This window comes from Streptomyces globisporus, assembly GCF_003501885.1.
Lineage (GTDB): Bacteria > Actinomycetota > Actinomycetes > Streptomycetales > Streptomycetaceae > Streptomyces > Streptomyces globisporus_D.
The window spans coordinates 1-24,184 of sequence record NZ_QWFA01000094.1 but is presented as its reverse complement, the minus strand read 5'-3'; the positions used below and the strand labels follow the sequence as shown (position 1 = coordinate 24,184).

At 69.4% G+C, this 24,184-nt stretch carries 17 protein-coding genes and 2 pseudogenes; 2 read left to right on the top strand and 17 right to left on the bottom strand.

Annotated features, from left to right (window positions below; translation table 11 throughout):
• Positions 1-93 precede the first annotated feature (93 nt).
• From D3105_RS18580 to D3105_RS18525, 12 genes are all read right to left on the bottom strand, one after another.
• The gene (locus D3105_RS18580; RefSeq protein WP_118904272.1) at positions 94-1,329 is read right to left on the bottom strand and encodes a hypothetical protein; all 1,236 of its coding nucleotides are present in this window, start codon (positions 1,327-1,329) and stop codon (positions 94-96) included.
• A gap of 67 nt (positions 1,330-1,396) precedes the next feature.
• Positions 1,397-3,325 (bottom strand): TIGR03960 family B12-binding radical SAM protein, encoded by a 1,929-nt coding sequence (locus D3105_RS18575; protein ID WP_030077781.1) that lies wholly within the window; start codon positions 3,323-3,325, stop codon positions 1,397-1,399.
• Positions 3,326-3,374: 49 nt separating this feature from the next.
• On the bottom strand, positions 3,375-4,904 hold the full coding sequence (locus D3105_RS18570; RefSeq protein ID WP_118904271.1) for a CYTH and CHAD domain-containing protein: 1,530 nt from the start codon (positions 4,902-4,904) through the stop codon (positions 3,375-3,377).
• A 30-nt stretch (positions 4,905-4,934) separates the two neighbouring features.
• Positions 4,935-6,128 (bottom strand): rod shape-determining protein RodA, encoded by a 1,194-nt coding sequence (rodA, locus tag D3105_RS18565; protein ID WP_118904270.1) that lies wholly within the window; start codon positions 6,126-6,128, stop codon positions 4,935-4,937.
• Positions 6,128-8,350 carry a penicillin-binding protein 2 gene (gene mrdA / locus D3105_RS18560; RefSeq protein ID WP_118904269.1) on the bottom strand — a complete coding sequence of 741 codons (2,223 nt, stop codon included), beginning with the start codon at positions 8,348-8,350 and terminating at the stop codon, positions 6,128-6,130. The genes rodA and mrdA overlap by 1 nt, the downstream gene beginning before the upstream one ends.
• Positions 8,351-8,384: 34 nt before the next feature.
• Entirely contained in the window at positions 8,385-9,050 is a 666-nt protein-coding gene (gene mreD, locus D3105_RS18555) for a rod shape-determining protein MreD (RefSeq protein WP_118904268.1), read from the bottom strand.
• A gap of 5 nt (positions 9,051-9,055) precedes the next feature.
• On the bottom strand, positions 9,056-10,114 hold the full coding sequence (gene mreC, locus D3105_RS18550; protein ID WP_118904267.1) for a rod shape-determining protein MreC: 1,059 nt from the start codon (positions 10,112-10,114) through the stop codon (positions 9,056-9,058).
• A gap of 182 nt (positions 10,115-10,296) precedes the next feature.
• A complete protein-coding gene (locus D3105_RS18545) occupies positions 10,297-11,316 on the bottom strand; it encodes a rod shape-determining protein (RefSeq protein WP_006124407.1) in 1,020 nt (339 codons plus the stop codon).
• Positions 11,317-11,604: 288 nt separating this feature from the next.
• Positions 11,605-12,018 carry a nucleoside-diphosphate kinase gene (ndk, locus tag D3105_RS18540; RefSeq protein ID WP_006124409.1) on the bottom strand — a complete coding sequence of 138 codons (414 nt, stop codon included), beginning with the start codon at positions 12,016-12,018 and terminating at the stop codon, positions 11,605-11,607.
• 159 nt (positions 12,019-12,177) lie between these two features.
• The gene (locus tag D3105_RS18535) at positions 12,178-12,531 is read right to left on the bottom strand and encodes a DUF4233 domain-containing protein (RefSeq protein WP_118904266.1); all 354 of its coding nucleotides are present in this window, start codon (positions 12,529-12,531) and stop codon (positions 12,178-12,180) included.
• A 7-nt stretch (positions 12,532-12,538) separates the two neighbouring features.
• Positions 12,539-14,059: a bifunctional tetrahydrofolate synthase/dihydrofolate synthase gene (folC, locus tag D3105_RS18530; protein WP_118904265.1), complete on the bottom strand. Its 1,521-nt coding sequence runs from the start codon at positions 14,057-14,059 to the stop codon at positions 12,539-12,541.
• A 124-nt stretch (positions 14,060-14,183) separates the two neighbouring features.
• On the bottom strand, positions 14,184-16,805 hold the full coding sequence (locus tag D3105_RS18525) for a valine--tRNA ligase (RefSeq protein ID WP_118904264.1): 2,622 nt from the start codon (positions 16,803-16,805) through the stop codon (positions 14,184-14,186).
• A gap of 138 nt (positions 16,806-16,943) precedes the next feature.
• On the opposite strand from D3105_RS18525, the gene D3105_RS18520 reads away from it, so the two are divergent.
• Positions 16,944-17,933 carry a hypothetical protein gene (locus tag D3105_RS18520; protein ID WP_118904263.1) on the top strand — a complete coding sequence of 330 codons (990 nt, stop codon included), beginning with the start codon at positions 16,944-16,946 and terminating at the stop codon, positions 17,931-17,933.
• A 74-nt stretch (positions 17,934-18,007) separates the two neighbouring features.
• On the opposite strand, the pseudogene clpX reads toward D3105_RS18520, so the two are convergent.
• The 5 genes and pseudogenes from clpX to D3105_RS18495 all read right to left on the bottom strand — a co-directional run bounded on the left by clpX (position 18,008) and on the right by D3105_RS18495 (position 22,509).
• Positions 18,008-19,191: pseudogene (gene clpX / locus D3105_RS18515) on the bottom strand (ATP-dependent Clp protease ATP-binding subunit ClpX).
• Between the two features lie 132 nt (positions 19,192-19,323).
• Positions 19,324-19,707 (bottom strand): annotated as a pseudogene (locus tag D3105_RS18510) (ATP-dependent Clp protease proteolytic subunit); the annotation flags it as partial.
• 82 nt (positions 19,708-19,789) lie between these two features.
• Complete coding sequence (locus tag D3105_RS18505) at positions 19,790-20,395, bottom strand: ATP-dependent Clp protease proteolytic subunit (protein WP_030708378.1); 606 nt, start codon at positions 20,393-20,395, stop codon at positions 19,790-19,792.
• A 297-nt stretch (positions 20,396-20,692) separates the two neighbouring features.
• On the bottom strand, positions 20,693-22,093 hold the full coding sequence (gene tig / locus D3105_RS18500; protein WP_075266466.1) for a trigger factor: 1,401 nt from the start codon (positions 22,091-22,093) through the stop codon (positions 20,693-20,695).
• Positions 22,094-22,314: 221 nt separating this feature from the next.
• Positions 22,315-22,509 carry a hypothetical protein gene (locus D3105_RS18495; RefSeq protein WP_006124418.1) on the bottom strand — a complete coding sequence of 65 codons (195 nt, stop codon included), beginning with the start codon at positions 22,507-22,509 and terminating at the stop codon, positions 22,315-22,317.
• A gap of 499 nt (positions 22,510-23,008) precedes the next feature.
• On the opposite strand from D3105_RS18495, the gene D3105_RS18490 reads away from it, so the two are divergent.
• Positions 23,009-24,121, top strand: a complete 1,113-nt coding sequence (locus D3105_RS18490; protein WP_118904262.1) for an acyltransferase family protein — start codon at positions 23,009-23,011, stop codon at positions 24,119-24,121.
• Positions 24,122-24,184 lie beyond the last annotated feature (63 nt).

Genomic DNA, 24,184 nt, shown 5'->3' with positions numbered 1-24,184 from the left:
TCGCTTGCCCAGTGGTTCTTCTCCTCGGTGCGGGGCGGGCGCGGTGGCGCGCCGCCCACGAAATACGGGTAACCCCCGGGGTGCCGCTCCGGCTCACCCCTGTTTGGCGAATGGATCGCCGCCCAGAGGGGTCTCGGACGCCTGCGCCGCGCTGGGGACAGTCGTTGTACTACCCAGAGTACGCGCAGGGATCCCTCGCGGTTCCCCGGACCGTTCGCCGCCCGGGGCGCCGACCAGGGCCCGCCAGGCGTCACGACGTGCCTGGCGCACGGTTTCCCGGGCGGTGGCGAGGGCCGCGCGGGCGGCCCGGCCCGCTTCGGCGGCGGCGCGCCGGGCCGGGGCCCAGACTGCGTCGCGCAGGAAGTGGCCGACGGGGGTGCACACCGTGCGGTACGCCCAGGAGACCGGTGCGCCGATCAGGTACCAGGCGATCGTGGCGAGGGCCCGGCCGACGGCCCGGGAGACGTATCCGGCGATCCGCCAGGCGACCTCGAACGCGGCGGCGATCTCCCGGCCGACCGGGGTGAGGATCCGGCGGTACGTCCAGCCGAGGGGGGCGACCAGCAGCGTCATCACCAGCCAGGCGACCGCCAGGCCGAGTCCGCGTCCGGTGGCCGCGATCCCCCGCCAGAGCTGCGCCAGAACCCAGGCGGTGCCCTGCCAGAGCCCGCTCAGGATCCAGACCGTGCCCTGCCACAGCGCGCTCAGGACCCACGCCGTGCCGCGGCCGATCGGCGTGAGGACGGTTTCGCACAGCCACACCACCGGGACGACCAGGCCGTAACGAACCACCGGGACGGCCACGTACCGCCACAGGAACTCCAGCGGCACGATCAGCAGCACGGTGATCAGCCGGCCGATGCCGTTGCCGAGGCCGCGCAGCGCCGGGATGAGCAGGGCGGTGCCGATCCACCGCAGGCCGTGGCCCAGCGGGGTGAGGACGTGGGCGTACAGCCACACCGCCGGCGTGGCGATCCCGTACCGGGCGACGGGGACGATCACGTACCGCCACAGGCCGATCCAGGGCCGGACGAGAAGGGCGACGGCCAGCCAGGCGGCGGCCTTGCCGAGGGGAGTGAGGACCCAGGTGTACAGCCAGGCCGGCGGGGTCAGGACGAGCATGTCGAGGAGCCACAGGAGTCCCCGGCCGAGCGGGCGCAGCAGGACGCGGTCCGCGGCGTGCCAGAGCGCGGTGAGCGCGTCCCAGACCATGCGGGCGGGCAGGACGAACACCAGGACGACGATCCGGACCGGGATCCTGATCAGGGTGGTCAGGATCCCTTCGCCGGGCTCGTATCCCTGGGGCGCCTGGTGCTTGCCGTGGTCCATGTCGTCAAGGACGCGTCAGGCCCGGTCCGGGGTTGCCGGACCGGGCCTGCGGTGTGTCACGGAGCTGCTACTTGTTGACCACGCTCAGCGGGAGCAGCTTCTTGCCCGTCGGGCCGATCTGGATGTCCAGGTCGAGCTGCGGGCAGACGCCGCAGTCGAAGCAGGGGGTCCAGCGGCAGTCCTCGACCTCGGTCTCGTCGAGCGCGTCCTGCCAGTCCTCCCAGAGCCAGTCCTTGTCCAGGCCGGAGTCGAGGTGGTCCCAGGGCAGGACCTCCTCGTAGGTGCGCTCGCGGGTGGTGTACCAGTCGACGTCGACGCCGAACTCGGGGAGCGTCTTCTCCGCGCAGTTCATCCAGAGGTCGTAGCTGAAGTGCTCGCGCCAGCCGTCGAACCGGCCGCCGGACTCGTAGACCGCGCGGATGACGGAGCCGACGCGGCGGTCGCCGCGCGAGAGGAGGCCCTCGACGATGCCGGGCTTGCCGTCGTGGTAGCGGAAGCCGATGGAGCGGCCGTACTTCTTGTCGCCCCGGATCTTGTCGCGGAGCTTCTTCAGCCGGGCGTCGGTGTCCTCGGCGCTGAGCTGCGGGGCCCACTGGAAGGGGGTGTGCGGCTTGGGCACGAACCCGCCGATGGAGACGGTGCAGCGGATGTCGTTCTGGCCGGAGACCTCACGTCCCTTGGCGATGACGTTGACCGCCATGTCGCCGATCTGCAGGACGTCCTCGTCGGTCTCGGTGGGCAGGCCGCACATGAAGTACAGCTTCACCTGGCGCCAGCCGTTGCCGTACGCGGTGGCGACCGTGCGGATCAGGTCCTCCTCCGAGACCATCTTGTTGATGACCTTGCGCATGCGCTCGGAGCCGCCCTCGGGGGCGAAGGTGAGGCCGGACCGGCGCCCGTTGCGGGTCAGCTCGTTGGCCAGGTCCACGTTGAACGCGTCGACGCGGGTGGAGGGGAGCGACAGGCCGATCTTGTCGTCGGTGTAGCGGTCGGCGAGGCCCTTGGCGATGTCACCGATCTCGCTGTGGTCGGCGGAGGAGAGCGAGAGGAGGCCGACCTCCTCGAAGCCGGTCGCCTTGAGACCCTTGTCGACCATCTCGCCGATGCCGGTGATGCTTCGCTCCCGCACGGGGCGCGTGATCATGCCGGCCTGGCAGAAACGGCAGCCGCGGGTGCAGCCGCGGAAGATCTCGACGGACATCCGCTCGTGGACGGTCTCCGCGAGCGGGACGAGGGGCTGCTTGGGGTAGGGCCACTCGTCGAGGTCCATCACCGTGTGCTTGGAGACGCGCCACGGCACGCCGGACCGGTTGGGCACGACGCGGCCGATGCGGCCGTCGGGGAGGTACTCGACGTCGTAGAAGCGCGGGACGTAGACGCCGCCGGTCTTCGAGAGCCGGAAGAGCACCTCGTCGCGGCCGCCGGGGCGGCCCTCGGCCTTCCAGGCGCGGATGATCTCGGTGATCTCCAGGACGGCCTGCTCGCCGTCGCCGACGACCGCGCAGTCGATGAAGTCCGCGATCGGCTCGGGGTTGAAGGCCGCGTGGCCGCCCGCGAGGACGATCGGGTGGTCCACCGTGCGGTCCTTGGACTCCAGCGGGATGCCCGCGAGGTCCAGGGCGGTGAGCATGTTGGTGTAGCCCAGCTCGGTGGAGAAGCTGAGCCCGAAGACGTCGAACGCGCCGACGGGGCGGTGGCTGTCCACGGTGAACTGGGGCACGTTGTGCTCGCGCATCAGCTCTTCGAGGTCCGGCCAGACGCTGTACGTGCGCTCGGCGAGGACGCCCTCGCGCTCGTTCAGTACCTCGTAGAGGATCATGACGCCCTGGTTGGGGAGCCCGACCTCGTAGGCGTCGGGGTACATCAGGGTCCAGCGGACGTCACAGCTGTCCCAGTCCTTGACGGTGGAGTTCAGCTCACCGCCGACGTACTGGATGGGCTTCTGCACATGCGGGAGCAGAGCTTCGAGCTGTGGGAAGACCGATGCGGCAGACATCTCGCGAACCTTCGTGAGCCGGCAGGGGTGACCATCCAGCGTACCCCGGTCACAGGCCCTTCAGATCCGCCCGCAGTCCGGGGTCCGAGGCGCGGGCCCAGACCTCGGGCAGCTCGCGCTCCCGGGCATCGGCGGCGGCCTCCTCCTGCCCGTACAGAAGTCCCCAGGTGAACGCGGTCTCCCCCGCCGCGTGCGATTGGATCGCGAGGGTCCGCAAGGCCTCCCGGGCGACGACGCTGTCCTGGTGGTCGCCGAGGACGGTCTGCACGGCCTTCACGCGCTTCGCGAACCGCTTGGCGGGCTTGCCGAGCGCGGGGCGGGCCGACTCGCCCGCGTACCGGGCGCGCTTGGCGGCCTTGCGGGCCTCGTGCATCGCGGTGTCCCGCTCGGGGCCCGGCGGGTGCTCCAGGGCGTGGTCCATCCGGCGCGCGAGCTTCTCGTAGTCCTTGAGCACGGCCCGGGGCAGGGCCTTCTCCGGTGCCTTGCGGGCAGCGGGGCGCAGGGGCGGGCCGGCGCTCAGGGCGTCGAGTGCCTCCAGGAGGTCCAGATACCGCTGCCCGTCGAGTACGTCGATGATCCTGCGGCGCGATCCGGTGCGGCGGGCGGCCGACCAGGCGCGGAGCCGGCCGCGCACCGGGCCGAGGGTCAGGACGGCGGGCAGGGCCTCGACGCGGGAGCCGATGCGCTCGTCCAGGACTTCCTGGTCGCGGTCGAGACCCAGTTCGGCGGCGAGCCACTTGAGCTCCGCGCCGAGGGGGTCGGTGACCTCGCGGTCGAGGATCTTGCGGTGGGTCTTGAAGGCGCTGCGCAGCCGACGGGTGGCGACGCGCATCTTGTGCACGGAGTCGGGCAGGTCGCGGCGGACGGCGGGGTCGAGGCGGACGATCGTGGCGATCTGCTTGCGTACGTAGGCGAGGACGTGGTCGCCCGCGGTCCGCGGCGCGCTCTCTTCCGGCTCCTTGCCGTCCCGTGCGGGGGTCGTCTCCGCCAGCGCCCGGGCGAGCTTCGAGGCGGATTCGGCGGGGCGCACTCCGGCCTTGCGGAGCCGCTTCTCGACGGCGTCCAGGACGGCCGGGTCACCGTCGTCGGCCAGCTCGACCTCGATCTCGGTCCAGGCGGCGCTGGTGCCGCTTCCCTCCCCCGCGAGCCGCTCCGCGAGCACCGTGTCGACGCTGACCTCGGCGAGGAGCGTGCCGTCGTCGGCCAGCAGGTGGTGGACGTCCCGCGAGGAGAGCAGCCGGACGACGGGGGTGATCTCCGCGTGCCGGACCCGGGAGCGCAGGAGGGCGGCCAGCGAGGGCGGCAGGGTGTCGGAGAGCGGTTCGTGGATCTCGTCCCGGACGCCGAGCGCGACGGGGAACTTCACGTGCCAGCCCTCGTCGTCCCCGCCGGTCCTGCGGCGCAGGGTGAGGGAGTCGGCGGCGAGGCGGAGGTCGGCGGTGTCCCAGTAGACGGCGTCGAGCTCGGTCCGGCCGCGTGGGGCGACCCGGCCGACCCCGGCCGCCCGCGTCAGGTCGGGCAGCCGGGTGTCTTCGGTGGCTTCGTACTTCCGCTCGATCTCGCGTTTGGTGTCCGCCATGTACGGACACCTACCCGCGACCGGCCGGGTTCAGGCAGACATCGGCCGTTGCACCCTGATGGACTGGAGCAGTCCGACCGCCACCCAGACGGCGAACATCGAGGATCCTCCGTACGAGACGAAGGGCAGCGGCAGTCCGGCGACCGGCATGATGCCGAGCGTCATGCCGATGTTCTCGAAGGACTGGAAGGCGAACCAGGCGATGATCCCGGCGGCGACGACCGTGCCGTACAGCTCGGTGGTCTCGCGGGCGATCCGGCAGGCGCGCCACAGGACGACACCGAGGAGCAGGATGATCAGTCCCGCGCCGAGGAAGCCCAGCTCCTCGCCGGCCACGGTGAAGACGAAGTCGGTCTGCTGCTCGGGCACGAACTGACCGGTGGTCTGGGTGCCTTCGAAGAGTCCGGTGCCGGTGAGTCCGCCGGAGCCGATCGCGATGCGGGCCTGGTTGGTGTTGTAGCCGACGCCCGCCGGGTCGAGCGCGGGGTTGGCGAAGGCGGCGAACCGGGCGATCTGGTAGTCGTCGAGCAGACCGAGCTGCCAGACGGCGACGGCCCCGCCCGCGCCCGCGCCGATGAGGCCGAAGACCCAGCGGTTGGAGGCGCCGGAGGCCAGCAGGACGCCGAGGACGATGACGGCCATGACCATCACCGAGCCGAGGTCCGGCATCAGCATGACGATGGCCATCGGGACCGCCGCGAGGCCCAGCGCCTTGGCGACGGTGCGGTGGTCGGGGTGGGCCTGGTCGCCGGCGTCGACGCGGGCGGCCAGCAGCATCGCCATCACGAGGATGATGGTGATCTTGGTGAACTCGGAGGGCTGGATCGAGAAGCCGGCGGGCAGCTTGATCCAGGCGTGGGCGCCGTTGACGGTGGTGCCGAGCGGGGTGAGGACCGCGAGGACCAGCAGCACCGAGATGCCGTAGAGGACCGGGACGGCCCCGCGCAGGGTGCGGTGGCCGAGCCAGATCGTGCCGATCATCAGGGCGAGGCCGATGCCGGTGTTGAGGGCGTGCCGCAGGAGGAAGAAGTACGGGTCGCCCTGGGTGAGGTGATCGCGGTTGCGGGTCGCGGACCACACGAGGAGCGAGCCGAGGAACGAGAGCGCGAGCGCGGCCCCGAGCAGCGGCCAGTCCAGCCGCCGTGCGAGGGAGTCGCGGGCCGTCAGCTTGGCCCAGGGGCCCTCGTCGGGGGTGTAGCGGGAGACGGAGAATCCACCTGCCATTACGGCTGCCTCCCCGTGGACGCGGGCGATCCGGTGAGTCCGGGCTGGCCTCCGGGCGGCAGGGGCAACTGGGGTTCCTGTCCTCCCGGCTGCTCCTCGGGCGTGACCGGAGTGGGGTCGTAGGGCTTGACCTTCGGCGCGTGGATCGAGCCGTCGGGCTGGACCTTCGGCAGCGCCTTCTGCGGCTCGGGCAGCAGGGCCCGCTTCAGGTCCTGGTTGCCGGCGGAGTCCAGGCCGTAGAGCGCGTCGTAGATCTTGCGGACGGCCGGGCCGGAGGAGCCGGAGCCGGTGCCGCCCTGGGAGATCGTCATGACGATGGTGTAGTCGTCGGTGTAGGTCGCGAACCAGCCGGTGGTCTGCTTGCCGTACACCTGGGCGGTACCGGTCTTGGCGCGCATCGGGATCTTGTCCTGCGGCCAGCCGCCGAACCGCCAGGCGGCGGTGCCGCCCGGCTCGACCACCGAACGCAGCCCCTTGTCGAGGTCCTTGATGGTCTGGGCGTTGACCGGGAGCTTCCCGCTGACCTTGGGCTTGATCTCCTGGACGGACTTGCCGTCGGGGCTGATCACGGCCTTGCCGACGGTGGGCTCGTGGAGGGTGCCGCCGTTGCTGATGGCGGCGTAGGCGGTGGCCATCTGAATGGGCGTGACAAGGACGTCGCCCTGCCCGATCGAGTAGTTGATGCTGTCGTAGGCCTTGAGCTGGTTGCCTTCGAGGCAGCTCTCGTACGCGATCTGCTGGACGTAGGTGCCGCCCTTCTTGCCCTCCTTGCACCAGGCGTCCTTGTTGGCCTCCCAGAAGTCCTGCTTCCACTGGCGGTCCGGGATGCGGCCCTTGACCTCGTTGGGCAGGTCGATGCCGGTCTCGGAGCCGAGCCCGAAGTCACGGGCGGTGCGGTAGAACCAGTCCTTGGCATCCTTCTTCGGCTTTATGCCGCCGTCTTTCGCCCACTGCTCGTGGCCAAGGCGGTAGAAGACCGTGTTGCAGGAGTACTTGAGCGCGTCGCCGAGGGTGATGGGGCCGTGGCCCTGGGACTCGAAGTTCGCGAAGGTCTGGTTGCCCAGGCTGTAGGAGCTGCTGCACTGGTAGAGGTCGTTGAAGTCGTGACCTGCGCGCACGGCGGCGCTGGCAGAGACCACCTTGAAGATCGAGCCGGCCGGGGCCTGGCCCTGGATGCCCCGGTTGAGCAGCGGGTAGTTGGACTTCTTGCTGGTGAGCTTGGCGTACTGCTTGCCGGAGATGCCGCCGACCCAGTCGTTGGGGTCGTAGTCGGGCTGGGAGGCCATCGCCACGACCCGGCCGGTCTTCGACTCCATGACGACGACGGCCCCGGAGTCGGCCTCGTACTTCCGGCCGGTGATCTTGTCGGTCTCGCCCCGGACCCGCTTCATCGCGGCGGCGAGCTCGTACTCGGCGACCGCCTGGACGCGGGCGTCGAGGCTGGTGACGAGGGTGGAGCCGGCCACCGCCGGGTCGTTCTCCGCCTCGCCCATGACGCGGCCGAGGTTGTCGACCTCGTAGCGGGTGACGCCCGCCTTGCCGCGCAGCTCCTTGTCATAGGTGCGCTCGATCCCGGACCGGCCGACCTGGTCGGAGCGCAGGTAGGGCGACGGGCCGTCCTGCGCCTTCTGGATCTCGTCGTCGGTGACGGGCGAGAGATAGCCGAGCACCTGCGCGGTCCGCGCCTTGCCGGGGGCGGCGTAGCGGCGTACGGCGGTGGGTTCGGCGGTGATGCCGGGGAAGTCCTCGGCGCGCTCACGGATCTGGAGGGCCTGCTGGGTGGTGGCCTCGTCGGTGACCGGGATCGGCTGGTAGGGCGAGCCGTTCCAGCAGGGCTGGGGGGTCTTGGAGTCGCAGAGGCGGACCTTGTCCCGGACGTCCTTGACCTTCATGTCGAGGACGTCGGCGAGACGGGTGAGGACGCCGACGCCGTCGTCCTTCATCTTCAGCAGCTCGGTGCGGCTGGCGGAGACGACGAGGCGGGTCTCGTTGTCGGCGAGCGCCACGCCGCGGGCGTCGAGGATCGAGCCGCGCACGGCGGGCTGGACGACCTGCTGCACCCCGTTGCCCGCGGCCTCGGCGGTGTACTCGTCGCCGTTGCGGATCTGGAGGTACCAGAGGCGTCCGCCGAGGGTGAGCAGCAGCGAGAAGACGAGGACCTGGATGACGATGAGCCGGATCTGGACCCGCTGGGTCCGCCCGGTCTCGGGAATATTGCTCACGCGGTGCCCCCGGGCCCCTCGGTCACGTACGGCTTCACAGGCGCTTGACCCCCTTGATCCTGCCCGCGCGGGCGGCCCGGCTGCGGGCCGCCTTGGCCCGCAGGCCGCCGCGCTGGTTGCCGATCCGCAGACCGGTGCCCGAGGCGAGCCAGCCGGCGGCGACGTCGTTGCCCCCGGAGGAGGCCTCGGCGAGCGGGTCGTTCTCGGTGCGTCTGGCCAGCGCCATGATGAGCGGCACCGTGAAGGGCGCCAGCAGCAGGTCGTAGACCGCGGCCGTGAACAGCAGGCTGCCGAGGCCGACATGGCGGGCGGCGGTGTCGCCGACGAGCGCGCCGACGCCCGCGTACAGCAGGGTCGAGCCGATCGCGGCGGCGACGACCACGGCCATCGGGGCGAAGGCCGACTTCAGCTGCCCGTTCTCCGGGCGGATCATGCCCGCGAGGTAGCCGATGACGCAGAGCACCAGGGCATAGCGTCCGGCGGCGTGGTCGGCGGGCGGCGCGAGGTCCGCGAGGAGGCCCGCGCCGAAGCCGATGAGGGAGCCGCTGACCGGCCCGTACACGAAGGCGAGTCCGAGGACGGTGAGGAGCAGCAGGTCCGGGACTGCGCCGGGGAGCTGGAGGCGGGCGAGGACGGAGACCTGGATGACCAGGGCGACCACGACCAGGGCCGTGGAGAGCAGGGTCCGGTTGATACGCATGGGGATCAGCCCTGCTCCTGGCCGTCGGCCGCGTTGTCGGGTTGCTGGGCGTTGCCCTGCTGGTTGCCTGCCGCGTCACCGGCGTCGCCGCCGCCCGGCTTCTCGTTGATGTTGCCGACGACCTTGCCGGAGCCGTCGACCAGGTCGCCGTTGGGCTGGACCGTGACGGTGACCGTGGGGGTCGGCTTCGGCTTCGTCCTGGCGGGCTGCTTGGGCAGGACCGTGTCGCGCGGGTCCTGGCGGGGGGCCTGGACGACGACGCCGACGATGTCGAGCTTGGTGAACCCGACGTACGGCTTCACGTAGACCGTCCGGGTCAGCGCTCCGCCGGAGGGGTCGACGCGGACGACCTCGCCGACCGGGACACCGGGCACGAAGGGCTTGTCCTTGCTGGAGCCGAAGGTGACCAGCCGGTCTCCGGCCTTCACCTCGGCCTTGCCGTTGAGGAACTGCACCGACAGCGGGCGCGAGCCCTGGCCGGTGGCGAAGCCGAGTTCGTCGGTCTTCTCCATCCGGGTGCCGACAGTGAAGTCGGGGTCGTTGGCGAGCAGGACCGTCGCGGTGCCCGGGCCGACGGTGGTGACCCGGCCGACCAGCCCTTCCCCGTTGAGGACGGTCATGTCGCGGCGGATGCCGTCGTCGGAGCCGGCGTCGATGGTAACCGTCCAGGAGAAGCCCTGGGCCGCTCCTATGGCGATGACCTCGGCGCCCTTGATGCCGTACTGTCCGGCGCCCGCGTTCTTCAGCATGGCGTCGAGCTGACGGACCCGGCTGTTGGTGCGGTCGTCGCTGCCGAGCTTGGCCTTCAGCGCCGCGTTCTCCTTCTCCAGGGTGGAGATCCGGTCGTGCCGGTTGCCGGAGTCCCTGACGGCGCCTATGGCGTTGCCCACCGGGTCGACCGCTGCCGCGACGCCGTTCTCGACCGGTCCGAAGACGGTGGCCGCGGCCTGCCGCGCGCCGTCGACCGGTGACCCCTCGCCGCCTCGGATATCCACCGTGATCAGGGCGAATGCGATGGCGATCAAGAGCACCAGGAGCAGCCGGCTCTCTCGTGTGTCCCTCACGTGCGGCGGCCGTGCCTTCCTCGTCGGAATATTCGTGCCTGTGTACGTCTCCGTACGGGGTACCGGTCGGGTGTGGCCCGCTCCAGTACGTGTACAGCAACGATCTATATCAACGATCCGGCGGACGGAGCGTCAGCGTCCGCTCGCCGGATCGGGTGTGTCCCGCGGAATCCGCGCTCCGTCTAACGACGGGGCTGGGCGTCCAGCACCTGCTGGAGCGCCTCGAACTCCTCGACGCACTTGCCGGAGCCGAGCGCCACCGAGTCCAGCGGGTCCTCGGCGATGTGGATCGGCATGCCCGTCTCGTGGCGCAGCCGTTCGTCCAGACCGCGCAGCAGCGCGCCGCCGCCGGTGAGGACGATGCCGCGGTCCATGACGTCGCCGGACAGCTCGGGCGGGCACTTGTCGAGCGTCGTCTTCACGGCGTCGACGATGGCGTTGACCGGTTCCTCGATGGCCTTGCGGACCTCGGCGGCCGAGATGACGACCGTCTTGGGGAGGCCGGAGACCAGGTCGCGACCGCGGATCTCGGTGTGCTCGTCCTTGTCCAGGTCGTACGCCGAACCGATGGTGATCTTGATCTGTTCGGCGGTCCGCTCACCGAGGAGGAGCGAGTACTCCTTCTTGATGTGCTGGATGATCGCGTTGTCCAGTTCGTCACCGGCGGTCCGGATCGACTGGGCAGTGACGATTCCGCCGAGCGAGATCACGGCGACCTCGGTGGTGCCGCCGCCGATGTCCACGACCATGTTGCCGGTGGCCTCGTGGACCGGCAGACCGGAGCCGATGGCCGCGGCCATGGGCTCCTCGATGATGTGCACCTGGCGCGCGCCGGCCTGCGTGGACGCCTCGATGACGGCGCGGCGCTCGACCCCGGTGATACCGGAGGGCACGCAGACGACGACCCGGGGGCGGGCCAGATAGCGACGCTTGTGGATCTTGAGGATGAAGTAGCGGAGCATCCGCTCGGTGATCTCGAAGTCGGCGATCACGCCGTCCTTCAGCGGCCGCACGGCAACGATGTTGCCCGGCGTGCGCCCGATCATCTTCTTGGCCTCGGAGCCGACCGCCAGAATTCCGCCGGTGTTGGTGTTGATGGCCACGACGGACGGCTCGTTCAGAACGATGCCGCGCCCCCTGACGTACACCAGCGTGTTGGCAGTCCCGAGGTCGATAGCCATGTCACGGCCGATGAACGACATTGAGTTCCCCTTGTTCCCCATGAGGATGCGTCGGGCCTTCCCAGGTAGCGAAGATGGCTTGTTCTGGTAGGCGAGGTTGGCGCTGCGGGCGTGGAAGCTTCCATCGTAGTGCCGTATCCACGGACACAGCGCGAGGGTCCTTCGCCATTGTGAGCGGAACGGGTGGCCGTCCTACCCAAGGTGACGTTACGTCGGAGGGATGCGTTCCCGCGATCCCAAACCCTATGCCGAGGGGCGACCGAATTACTTCGGTCGCCCCTCGCCTACAGCGCTGTTTGGCCGATCGGGTCAGGAAAGTCCCGGAAAGAAAAGCTTCAGTTCTCGCTCTGCGGACTCCTCCGAGTCCGAGGCGTGGATGAGGTTCTCCCGGGTGATCGTGCCGAAGTCACCACGGATGGACCCGGGCGCGGCGGCGATCGGGTCGGTGGGGCCGGCCAGGGCGCGGACGCCCTCGATGACCCGCTCGCCCTCGGCCACCAGGGCGACGACGGGGCCGGAGGCCATGAACTCCATGAGCGGCTCGTAGAACGGGCGGCCCTTGTGCTCGCCGTAGTGCTGCTCCAGCGTCTCGTGGTCCAGGGTGCGCAGCTCCAGGGCGGTGATCCGCCAGTTCGCCTTGCGCTCGATGCGGCCGACGATCTCGCCGATCAGGCCACGGCGGACGGCGTCGGGCTTGAGCAGGACGAGAGTGCGCTGAGTCATGTACGGCTCCTTGCAAGGCCAGGCATACGGGTGCGGTGAGGCGAGATTACAGGGGTACGGGAACGGATCAACGCCCGGGTTCACCCTGGGTCACCTTCGGCCCCCGGATCCGCCGGAACCCGCGACGGAGGCGGGCGTGTCGGCCACCGACGGAAGTGCTCAGGCCGTGGCCTCTTCGGCTTCCTCCTGGGCGGCCCAGCGCGCCTTGGCCTCGTCGATCTTGCGGCCGTAGTGGATCGAGGCCCACCACAGTCCGCCGAAGGCCAGCCCCAGGATGAACATCATCGGGACCACGAATCCGCTGAGGACCAGCGCGACCTGGAGCGCCCAGCCGAGCTGGATGCCGCCGGGCCGGGTGATCATTCCGCACAGCAGCACGGACAGGGCCATGCCGATGCCGCACACCGTCCAGACCACGGTCATGGAGGCGTCGTCCAGCTTCATCGCGACGAGACCGGCGAAGCCGATCACGAAGAACTCACCGATCAGCGTCGAGGCGCAGAGCGTCCGCATCCCTCTCTCAGCCCCTTCCCAGCAGCAGCCGTGCTTCGCCGACCGTGATCACGGACCCGGTCACCAGCACCCCGGCGCCCGCGTACTCGTCCTCCTCCTCGGCCAGCGTGATCGCCGCCTCCAGGGCGTCGTCGAGGCGCGGCTCGACCTGGACCCGGTCGTCGCCGAAGATCTCGACGGCGATCGCGGCCAGTGCGTCCGCGTCCATCGCGCGCGGGGTGGAGTTCTGCGTGACGACGATCTCGGCGAAGATCGGCTCGAAGGCCTCCAGGAGCCCCCGGACGTCCTTGTCGTCGCTCGTGCCGACCACGCCGATCAGCCGGGAGAAGCTGAACGCCTCGGAGATGCCGTTCGCCGCCGCCTTGGCCCCCGCGGGGTTGTGCGCGGCGTCCAGGACGACGGTCGGGCTGGAGCGCACGACCTCCAGGCGGCCCGGGGAGAGCACCGAGGCGAACGCCTTGCGGATGGCGTCGATGTCGAGGGAGCGGGCCTGCTCGGCGCCGATGCCGAAGAACGCCTCGACGGCGGCGAGCGCGACGGCCGCGTTGTGCGCCTGGTGGGCGCCGTACAGCGGGAGGAAGATCTCCTCGTACTCCCCGCCCAGGCCCCGCAGCGTGACGAGCTGGCCGCCGACCGCGATCTCCCGGGAGGCGACGCCGAACTCCATGCCCTCGCGGGCCACGGTCGCGTCCACCTCGACAGCCTTCTTCAGCATCACCTGCGCGGCGTCCACCGGCTGCTGCGCCAGGATGACCGTGGCGCCCGGCTTGATGACCCCGGCCTTCTCACCGGCGATCTCGGCGGGCGTGGTGCCGAGCCGGTCGGTGTGGTCCAGCGAGATCGGGGTGACGACGGCGACCGTGGAGTCGATGACGTTCGTGGCGTCCCAGGTTCCGCCCATGCCGACCTCGACGACCGCCACATCGACGGGGGCGTCGGCGAAGGCGGCGTACGCCATCCCGGTGAGGACCTCGAAGAAGGAGAGCCGATAGGGCTGCTGGGTGTCGACCATGTCGACGTACGGCTTGATGTCCTCGTACGTCTCGATGAACCGCTCGGCCGGGATCGGGGAGCCGTCCAGGCTGATTCGCTCGGTGATCGACTGGACGTGCGGGGAGGTGTAGCGGCCGGTGCGCAGCTCGAAGGCGTTGAGCAGGGCCTCGATCATGCGGGCCGTGGAGGTCTTGCCGTTGGTGCCCGTGATGTGGATCGAGGGGTAGGCGCGCTGCGGCTCGCCGAGGACGTCCATCAGGGCGGCGATGCGCGTGACGGAGGGCTCCAGCTTGGTCTCGCCCCAGCGTCCGGCGAGCTCCTGCTCCACCGCGCGCAGCGCCTTGTCGGTCTCGGGGTCGGCCGGGCGGGCGGGGACCGCTTCGCCCTGCGGCTGACCCGAGTGGGCGCGCAGCGTGCGGCTCCCGGCCTCGAGCACCGCCAGGTCGGGGTCGCGCTGGGTCGCCTCGTCGACGATCTCCTCGAAGGTGTCGTCGGGATCGGACGCGTCGTGCCGGTCTGGGCGGGGCTCACTCACGGGCCCCAGTCTACGGATGGGCACCGACATCGCGCGCAGCGCCCGGCGAACTGTCGGCGAGCGGTACGGCGAAGCCCCCGCGTCCCGGTCGGTCGGGTGCGCGGGGGCTTCGGTCCATAGCCGATCAGCTCTGCGGGAGGGCCGCCAGCTGGGCGCCGATGCGCTCGATGTCGGCCTCGGCCTTGGCGAGCCGGCCGCGGATCTTGTCGACCACGTTGTCCGGGGCCTTGGCCAGGAAGGCCTCGTTGCCGAGCTTGCCGGTGGCCTGGGCCTTCTCCTTCTGCGCGGCCTCCAGGTCCTTCATGAGGCGCTTGCGCTCGGCCGGCACGTCGATCGTGCCGGACAGGTCCAGGGCGACGGTGGCCCCGGCGACCGGGAGGGACGCGGTGGCGTGGAAGCCGTCGCCGGCGGGCTGGAGCCGCAGGAGCTGACGCATGGCCGCCTCGTGCGGGGCGAGCGCCGTGCCGGTCAGGGTCAGTTCGGCCGGGACCTTCTGGCCGGGCTGGAGGCCCTGGTCGTTGCGGAAGCGGCGGACCTCGGTGACGACCTGCTGGACCAGCTCGATCTCCTTCTCGGCCGCGTCGTCCCGGAAGCCGGAGTCGGCGGGCCACTCGGCGATGACGATCGACTCGCGTCCGGTGAGCGCGGTCCACAGCGCCTCCGTGACGAACGGGACGATCGGGTGCAGCAGCCGCAGCATCACGTCGAGGACCTCGCCGAGGACCCGGCCCGAGACCTCGGCCGGGCGGCCGCCCGCGAAGAACGTGGTCTTGGAGAGCTCGACGTACCAGTCGAAGACCTCGTCCCAGGCGAAGTGGCGCAGCGCCTCACTGATCTTGGCGAACTGGAAGTCGTCGTAGAACGCGTCGACGTCCGCGACGGTCTTGTTGAGGCGCGACAGGATCCAGCGGTCGGTGACCGACATCTCCTCGGCCGAGGGCAGCTCGCCCTCGATCGTGGCGCCGTTCATCAGGGCGAAGCGGGTGGCGTTCCAGATCTTGTTGGAGAACTTCGCCGAGCCCTGGACCCAGTCCTCGCCGATCGGGACGTCGGTGCCGGGGTTGGCGCCGCGTGCGAGGGTGAAGCGCAGGGCGTCGGAGCCGTACTTGTCCATCCAGTCCAGCGGGTTGACGACGTTCCCGAAGGACTTCGACATCTTCTTGCCGTGCTCGTCGCGGACCATGCCGTGCAGGACGATGGTGCCGAACGGCGGGACGCCGTCGTTGACGTACAGGCCGAACATCATCATCCGGGCGACCCAGAAGAAGAGGATGTCGTAGCCGGTGACCAGGACGGAGTTCGGGTAGAACTTCGCGAGGCTGTCGGTGCGTTCGGGCCAGCCGAGCGTGGAGAAGGGCCACAGGCCGGAGGAGAACCAGGTGTCCAGAACGTCGTTGTCCTGGGTCCAGCCCTCGCCGGTGGGCGCCTCGTCGTCCGGTCCGACGCAGACGACCTCGCCGTTCGGGCCGTAGAAGACGGGGATGCGGTGGCCCCACCAGAGCTGGCGCGAGATGCACCAGTCGTGGAGGTTGTCGACCCAGTCGAAGTACCGCTTCTCCATCTCCTGCGGGTGGATCTTGACCTTGCCGTCGCGGACCGCGTCACCGGCGGCCTCGGCGAGCGGGGCGACCTTGACCCACCACTGGAGCGAAAGGCGCGGCTCGATGGTGGTCTTGCAGCGCGAGCAGTGCCCGACGGAGTGGACGTAGGGGCGCTTCTCGGCGACGATCCGGCCCTCGGCGCGCAGGGCGGCGACGATGGCGGAGCGGGCCTCCAGCCGGTCCAGGCCCTCGAAGGGGCCGGGGACGGTGATGACCGCGCGCTCGTCGAGGACGGTGATGAACGGCAGGTCGTGACGGTTGCCGATCTCGAAGTCGTTCGGGTCGTGGGCGGGGGTCACCTTGACCGCGCCGGTGCCGAACTCCGGGTCGACGTGGTGGTCGGCGACGACGGGGATGGTGCGGTCCGTCAGCGGCAGCTTGATCTGCTTGCCGATCAGGTGCCGGTAGCGCTCGTCGTCGGGGTGGACGGCGACGGCCGTGTCGCCGAGCATCGTCTCGGCGCGGGTGGTGGCGACGACGATGGTCTCGTCACCCTCCCCGTACGTCATGGAGACGAGCTCGCCGTCGTCCTCCTGGTACTCGACCTCGATGTCGGAGATCGCGGTGAGGCAGCGGGGGCACCAGTTGATGATGCGCTCGGCGCGGTAGATCAGCCCGTCGTCGTACATCTGCTTGAAGACGGTCTGGACGGCCTTGGAGAGGCCCTCGTCCATGGTGAAGCGCTCACGGGACCATGCGACGCCTTCGCCGAGGCGGCGCATCTGGCCGGAGATCTGGCCGCCGGACTCGTTCTTCCACTGCCAGACGCGCTCGACGAACGCCTCACGGCCCAGGTCGTGGCGGGACTTGCCCTCCTTGCCGAGCTCGCGCTCGACGACGTTCTGGGTGGCGATGCCGGCGTGGTCCATGCCCGGCTGGTACAGCGCCTCGAAGCCCTGCATCCGCTTCCGGCGGACGAGGGCGTCGATCAGGGTGTGCTCGAAGGCGTGGCCCAGGTGGAGGGAGCCGGTGACGTTCGGCGGCGGGATGACGATGCTGTAGGGCGGCTTCTCGCTGTGCTCGTCGGCTTCGAAGTAACCACGCTCTACCCAGCGCTCGTACAGCTTCCCCTCTACATCGGCCGGCGCGTACGTGGTCGGCAGTTCGGGGTTGCTGGCTGGCTGCTGCGATGAGTTCTCGGTCACGGGAGACAGTTTAGGGCCGTCACAGGTCTGCACTGAAACGGATTGGTTCAGTAACGGTGTCCGGGCCGATCCCCCGCGTCAGGGCGGCTTCCGTCAGGATGTTCGCAACGCATAAGGAATTCTGGAGGGGACACCGCAATGAGCTACAACCAGCCGGGCCCGTACGGTGGGCAGCCGCCGCAGGGCCAGCCCGGACCCTACGGACAGCAGCCGGGCCCGTACGGCGCCCCGCCGCCGCAGGGCCAGCCCGGCTACGGCTACCCGCAGCAGGCCCCGCAGGGCGTCCCCCAGCAGCAGCCGAACCCGTACGGGCAGCCCCAGGGGCCGCAGCAGGGATACGGCTACCCGCAGGCGCAGCAGCCGGGTCCGTACGGGCAGCAGCCGCCACAGCCGCCGTACGGTGGGCAGCCCATGTACGGCCAGCAGCCGCCGCAGCCGAAGAAGAAGACCGGGCTGATCATCGGTGTCGCCGTGGTGGCGCTGGCGGTCATCGCGGGCGGGGTGTACTTCCTCACGGGCGACAGGGCCAGCAACTCGGACGTCTCCGAGGCGACCAAGGGCTACAAGATCACGCCTCCGGACGCGGTCGACGCCTACAAGCGGGACACCACGAAGCCGGTGCTCAGCGCTCCGCTGACCGGGACGAAGAAGACGGACGTCGAGGCGCTGGGCATCAAGAACCCCAGCGCGGCGAAGGCCGACTACTCGGTGGGCACCGCGGCCGCCGCCACCAAGGTGCTCAACTTCGAGGGCTTCTGGGGCGAGATCGCCGATCCGGCCAAGGTGGTCAACGACGCCTTCAACGACGTCGAGAAGGACGCCAAGTCGGGCAGCGGCGAGGTCTCCATCGAACTCGTCGGTTCGGCCGAGACCGCCGAACCCGCGGGGTTCGACGGGGCGGTGATGAAGTGCCAGGACCTCAAGGTGACCAACAAGAACGGCGACGGCTCGGTCGCCAAGGGGCCCCAGCACTTCATCCTCGCGGTCTGCGTCTGGGCCGACTACAGCACGGCCGGCATCACGACGACCGCGGACAAGGCTCTGGCACTCGCCGGTCAGGGCGTGCCCAAGGACCAGGCCGCGGCCCTCACCGCCAAGCTCTACAACACCGCCCGCACCAAGATCTGACAGCTCGACGCCGAAGGGGCGCCCGCCGGTTCATCCGGTGGGCGCCCCTTCGGCGTAGGACAAGTCCGCTGCGGCTAGGCCGACTTCTCGTGGCGGCCGCCGTCGTTCTTGCCGATCGTGCGCGGCTCGCGCGGGACCAGCGTGGGGTTGACGTTGTCGCGGACGACGTCGGGCGTGATGACGACGCGGGCGACGTCCTTGCGGGACGGGACCTCGTACATCACTGACTGGAGGACTTCCTCCATGATCGCCCGCAGACCGCGCGCGCCGGTCTGGCGCAGGATCGCCTGGTCGGCGATGGCCTCCAGCGCCTCGCGCTCGAAGTCCAGCTCCACACCGTCGAGTTCGAAGAGGCGCTGGTACTGCTTGACCAGGGCGTNGGCATGACCTCCTGGAACTGGTCGCTCGCCTGGATCTCCAGCTTCGAGCGGATCGTGGCGCCGAAGCCGATGCCCTTGGCGCCGGCCCGGGACTCGATGATCTTCTCCAGGCCGGAGAACGCGCCGCCCACGATGAACAGCACGTTCGTCGTGTCGATCTGGATGAACTCCTGGTGGGGGTGCTTGCGTCCGCCCTGCGGCGGGACGGAGGCGGTGGTGCCCTCCAGGATCTTCAGCAGGGCCTGCTGCACGCCCTCGCCGGAGACATCGCGGGTGATCGAGGGGTTCTCGCTCTTGCGGGCGACCTTGTCGATCTCGTCGATGTAGATGATCCCGGTCTCGGCCTTCTTGACGTCGTAGTCGGCCGCCTGGATCAGCTTGAGCAGAATGTTCTCGACGTCCTCGCCGACATAGCCGGCCTCCGTCAGCGCCGTCGCGTCCGCGATCGCGAACGGGACGTTGAGCATGCGGGCCAGCGTCTGCGCGAGGAGCGTCTTACCGGAACCCGTGGGGCCCAGCAGGAGGATGTTCGACTTGGCGAGCTCGATCGCGTCCTCACGACCGGCGCCGCCGCCGTTCTCCCCGGCCTGGACCCGCTTGTAGTGGTTGTACACCGCGACCGAGAGGGCCTTCTTCGCGGGCTCCTGCCCGACGACGTACCCCTCCAGGAACTCGTAGATCTCGCGGGGCTTGGGAAGCTCTTCCCAGCGCACCTCGCTCGTCTCCGCGAGCTCCTCCTCGATGATCTCGTTGCAGAGATCGATGCACTCGTCGCAGATGTACACACCGGGTCCCGCGATGAGCTTCTTCACCTGCTTCTGGCTCTTTCCGCAGAACGAGCACTTGAGCAGGTCGCCGCCATCACCGATGCGTGCCACGAGGTGCTTCCCCTTCGCCTGGGACGCCGCCTGGTTCAGCGGCTCCTGGTGCCTCTATCCGACGGTACCTTGCCTGGGCCCCCGTTCGGGCCCCCCTTGGCACGGTTCACACGGCCGTGGGCCGTGGTCGTGCAGGACGGCGGCGGCGGAGGCCGCCTGGCCCATGCAGACCGTCTGGATGTCCGGCTTCACGAACTGCATCGTGTCGTAGATCGCGGTGAGCGCGGTGAACGAGCCGCCGGGGCTGTTGATGTAGATCGAGATGTCGCGGTCGGGGTCCATCGACTCCAGGCACAGCAGCTGCGCCATGACGTCGTTGGCCGAGGCGTCGTCGATCTGGACGCCGAGGAAGATCACGCGCTCCTCGAAGAGCTTCGCGTACGGGTCGTACTCGCGCACACCCTGCGAGGTGCGCTCCACGAAGCGCGGGACGACGTAGCGGTTGTCCACCTGCGGGCCGGTGTAGAGGCCGCTCGCGGAGGCGCCGGAGAAGTTGTTCATGTGGGTGTTCACCATCCTGGTGGCGTTCTGGGGCTGGAGGTCTCGGCGTACGAGACGGTGGTGCGGGAGTGGTGCCGACGGTCCGGTGGGTACCGGATCAGGCACCGGTGCCGCCGCCGCCCGGGATGCCCGACGCGAACGTGATGATCTCGTCGATGAGGCCGTAGTCCTTGGCCTCCTCCGCCGTGTACCAGCGGTCGCGGTCGCCGTCGCGGATGATCGTCTCGACGGTCTGGCCGGAGTGGTGGGCGGTGATCTCCGCCATCCGCGTCTTGGTGCGGAGCAGGTACTCGGCCTGGATCTTGATGTCCGAGGCCGTGCCACCGATACCGGCCGAACCCTGGTGCATGAGGATGTCGGTGTTCGGGAGCGCGAAGCGCTTGCCCGAGGCGCCGCCGGTGAGCAGGAACTGGCCCATGGATGCGGCCATGCCCATGCCGATGGTGACGACGTCGTTGGGGATGTACTGCATGGTGTCGTAGACCGCCATGCCGGCCGTCACCGAACCACCGGGGCTGTTGATGTAGAGGTAGATGTCCTTGTCCGGGTCGGCGGCAAGGAGGAGAAGCTGTGCGGTGATCTTGTTGGCGATGTCATCGTCGACCTGCTGGCCGAGGAAGATGATGCGCTCGCCGAGCAGTCGGCTGTAGACCTGGTCACCGAGGCCACCACCGAGGGACGGCTCACCGGCGGCGTAGGGCATCAGATTCGTCACGTATCCACCTGCTCGTCTCTGACGGCTCCGGCCGTCTCAGCGTCTTCGTACCGGGCGGGTGGAGCCACTGCTCCACCCTTCCTCTTCATGGACCCTAACGCGCAGGTGGGACAACGCCATCCCGCTTCCGCAACTGTTCGCTGGGAGCGCAAGCTCCGCAGTGGGCACAAGGGTTCCGGGGGCGCGCGGCGATCCGGCGCGCTACGCCGACGGGCCCCGAACACAGGATGCGTTCGGGGCCCGTCGTGACGGTCAGCGCGAGGCTGTCGCGGATCGGAGCGAGGCTCAGGCCTCGTTCTTCTCCTCGGCCTTGTCGTCCGCCTTGTCCTCGGTGGCGGCCTCGGCCGTCTCCGTGGCCTCGGCGGCCTCGTCCTCGTCGTCCTCCAGGTCGACGATCTCACCGTTGGTGTCGACGACCTTGGCGGCCTCGACGACGACGGCGAGCGCCTTGCCGCGGGCGACCTCGCCGACGAGCATCGGCACCTGGCCACCCTCGACGACGGCCTGGGCGAACTGGTCGGGGCTCATGCCGGAGGAGGCGGCACGCCGCATGAGGTGCTCGGTGAGCTCCTCCTGGTTGACGTTCAGCTTCTCCTTGTTGACGAGCTCGTCAAGGATGAACTGGGTCTTGATGCCCTTGATGGCCTGCTCGGACGTCTCGTTCTCGAACTCCTCCAGGGTCTTGCCCTGGATCTCGAGGTACTTCTCGAGGTCGAGGCCCATCTGGCCGAGCTGGTGGTGCTCCAGGTTGTGCTTGCGGGTCTGGACCTCGTCCGCGAGCAGCTTCTCCGGGATCGGGACCTCGGCGAGCTTCAGCAGCTCCTCCAGGACGCGCTCCTGGGCCTGCGTGGCCTGGTCGTACTGCTTGGTGGTCTCCAGGCGCTTGCGGCTGTCGGCCTTCAGCTCCTCCAGCGTGTCGAACTCGCTGGCCATCTGGGCGAAGTCGTCGTCCAGCTCGGGGAGCTCACGGGCGGCGACGGCGGTGACCTTGACGGTGACCTCCGCGTCCTTGCCCTCGGCGGAGCCGCCCTTCAGCTGCGAGGTGAAGGTGGCCTCGCCACCGGCCTCCAGGCCGGTCACGGCCTCGTCGATGCCGTCGAGGAGCTCGCCGGAACCGATGGTGTACGAGACACCGTCGGCCACGCCGTCCTCCAGGACCTCGCCGTCGACCTTGGCCTGCAGGTCGATCGTGACGACGTCGCCGTCGGCGGCGGCGCGCTCGACCGGGTTGGTGGAAGCGAAGCGCTCGCGGAGCTGCTCCACGGCCTTCTCGACCTCTTCGTCGGTGACCTCGAGGGCGTCGACGGTGACCTCGATGCCGGAGTAGTCCGGGATCTCGATCTCGGGGCGTACGTCAACCTCGGCGGTGAAGGCCAGCAGCTCGCCGTCCTTCAGCTCGGTGATGTCGACCTCGGGCTGGCCGAGGACGTTCAGCTCACCCTCGTTGACCGCCTCGGTGTAGAACTTCGGGAGGGCGTCGTTGACGGCCTCCTCCAGCACCGCACCGCGGCCGAACCGCTGGTCGATGACCCGCGCGGGGATCTTGCCCTTGCGGAAGCCCTTCACCGTGACCTGCTGGTTGATCTTCTTGTACGCCGCGTCGAGGCTGTCCTTGAGCTCCTCGAAGGGCACCTCGATGCTGAGCCGAACCCGAGTCGGGTTCAGGGTCTCCACGGCGCTCTTCACGGTTCGGTCTCCTTGGTGGCTGACTTCTTGGGGTTCTGCTGGGCCGCCGAGTGACGGCTTCGCGGACCGAGCCCGGTACATCAGACACACGGGCACGCATTTTGCATAGTAACGGCAAGGGGGAGGACTCCCACAATGCGATCTTGCTGGTGGTCGGGGTGGCCGGATTCGAACCGACGACCTTGGGCCCTCGCGCTTTACGCGACAGACCGCTCCGCGCCTCAGAAGCTGATCTGGTTGATGGTGTCGGCCAGCGAGTTCATGAACCTGTTGATCGACGGGGCCATGCCGGTCGATGCCAGGAAGAAGCCGAAGAGCACGGCGACGATCGCGGGTCCGGGCTTGATGGAGCCGCTACGGATCATTACCACCAGGATGACCGCGAACAGCAGCACCATAGACAGTGATATAGCCACGTCTGATCACACCCTCGGTCGGTCCGCCTTGCCGGCCCGGAAGCGTGCACCACCGCGCGCCCCGTCGCCTCCATCGTGCCACCAACTCCCCCGTGGTTGCTGCCGGGTGACGGAACGGGGTGATGGGATCCCGCCATCCTTGACGGCCGGCGCCGTCGCGGCGGCGGGTGCGGACGCGGACCCTCGGTCGCGCCGCGCCCGGGAAGCGAGCGGGAGCCGGGCCGCCGCGCCGCTCCCTGTGCGCCGGCTGTGAATACCGGCGGCCGAATATCCGTCACCACGATCGTTTCCGCATCCCCACACTTCATTCACAGCCAATTGACGGCATGGATGCGACGTAATTCACTCGGGCCAATCGCCCGGCGATATGCCCTGTTTAAGCGGGATCAATGGTGTCATAGCGGGCGGTGTTGGACGGTTTCACATTCGAATGGAGGGGAACACGCGATATCTCTCCGCGGTTTTACGCGAGGCAATCGACCGGTCTAAGGTGCCTTAGATGTTCCAAGCTCCGAGCGTATTTCAGAGGGCCCCGCTTCCCCCGGCGACCCGGGAGTCGCCGGGAGTCGGAGCCCCGGCGCCCGGAGCGCCCGGAGCGGCGAAGAAGCGTGACCCCTACTTCGACAACGTGAAGTATCTGGCCATCGTCCTCGTCGCGGTGGCGCACGCCTGGGAACCCGTGATGGACGGCAGCCGGGCCACTCGGGCGCTGTACATGATCGTGTACATGTTCCACATGCCGGCGTTCATCCTCATCTCCGGCTATTTCTCCCGGTCGTTCGACATGACGGCGCCCAAGGTGAAGCGGCTGATCACCTCGGTCGCGGTGCCGTACCTGGTGTTCGAGACGGCCTATTCGCTCTTCAAGCGGTACGCCGACGATTCGCCCGACATGGCGATCAGTCTGGTGGACCCGTTCTTCCTGACCTGGTTCCTGATCGCCCTGTTCATCTGGCGGGTGACCACGCCGATCTGGCAGGCGATCCGCCATCCGCTGCCGGTGGCCCTCGCCATCGCCATGCTCGCCTCCGTCTCCCCCGACATCGGCGACGACCTCGATCTTCAGCGGGTGCTGCAGTTCCTGCCGTTCTTCGTGCTCGGCCTGCTGGTGAAGCCCGAGCACTTCCAGCTGGTCAGGCGGCGCGAGGTGCGGCTGCTGTCCCTGCCGCTGTTCGCCGGTGCGCTGCTCTTCGCGTACTGGGCGGCCCCGCGCATGCAGCTCGGCTGGTTCTACCGCGCCAACAGCGCTCAGGAGATGGGCGCTCCGTGGTGGTCGGGCGCGGTGATGACGCTCGCGATGTTCGGCTGCGCCCTGGTGCTGACGGTCGGCTTCCTGGCCTGGGTGCCCGGCCGGGCGCGGTGGTTCACGGTGCTCGGCGCCGGCACGATCTGCGGCTATCTGCTGCACGGCTTCCTGATCAAGGGGGCCGAGTACGCGGGCCTGTTCGACCGCTACACCTGGCTCTCCGACCCGGTCGGTCTGGTCGTCGTCTCGCTCGTGGCGGCGGTGGCTGTGACGCTCATGTGCGCCCCGCTGGTGGGCCGCGCGCTGAAATGGGCCACCGAGCCGGAGATGAACTGGGCGTTCCGGAAGTTCTCCGCGCGGCGCTGAGCCCCGCAGGACCGGCGCCCCCACCGACCCGGCCGCCCCTCTCCCCGCAACTCCCCCCTGATC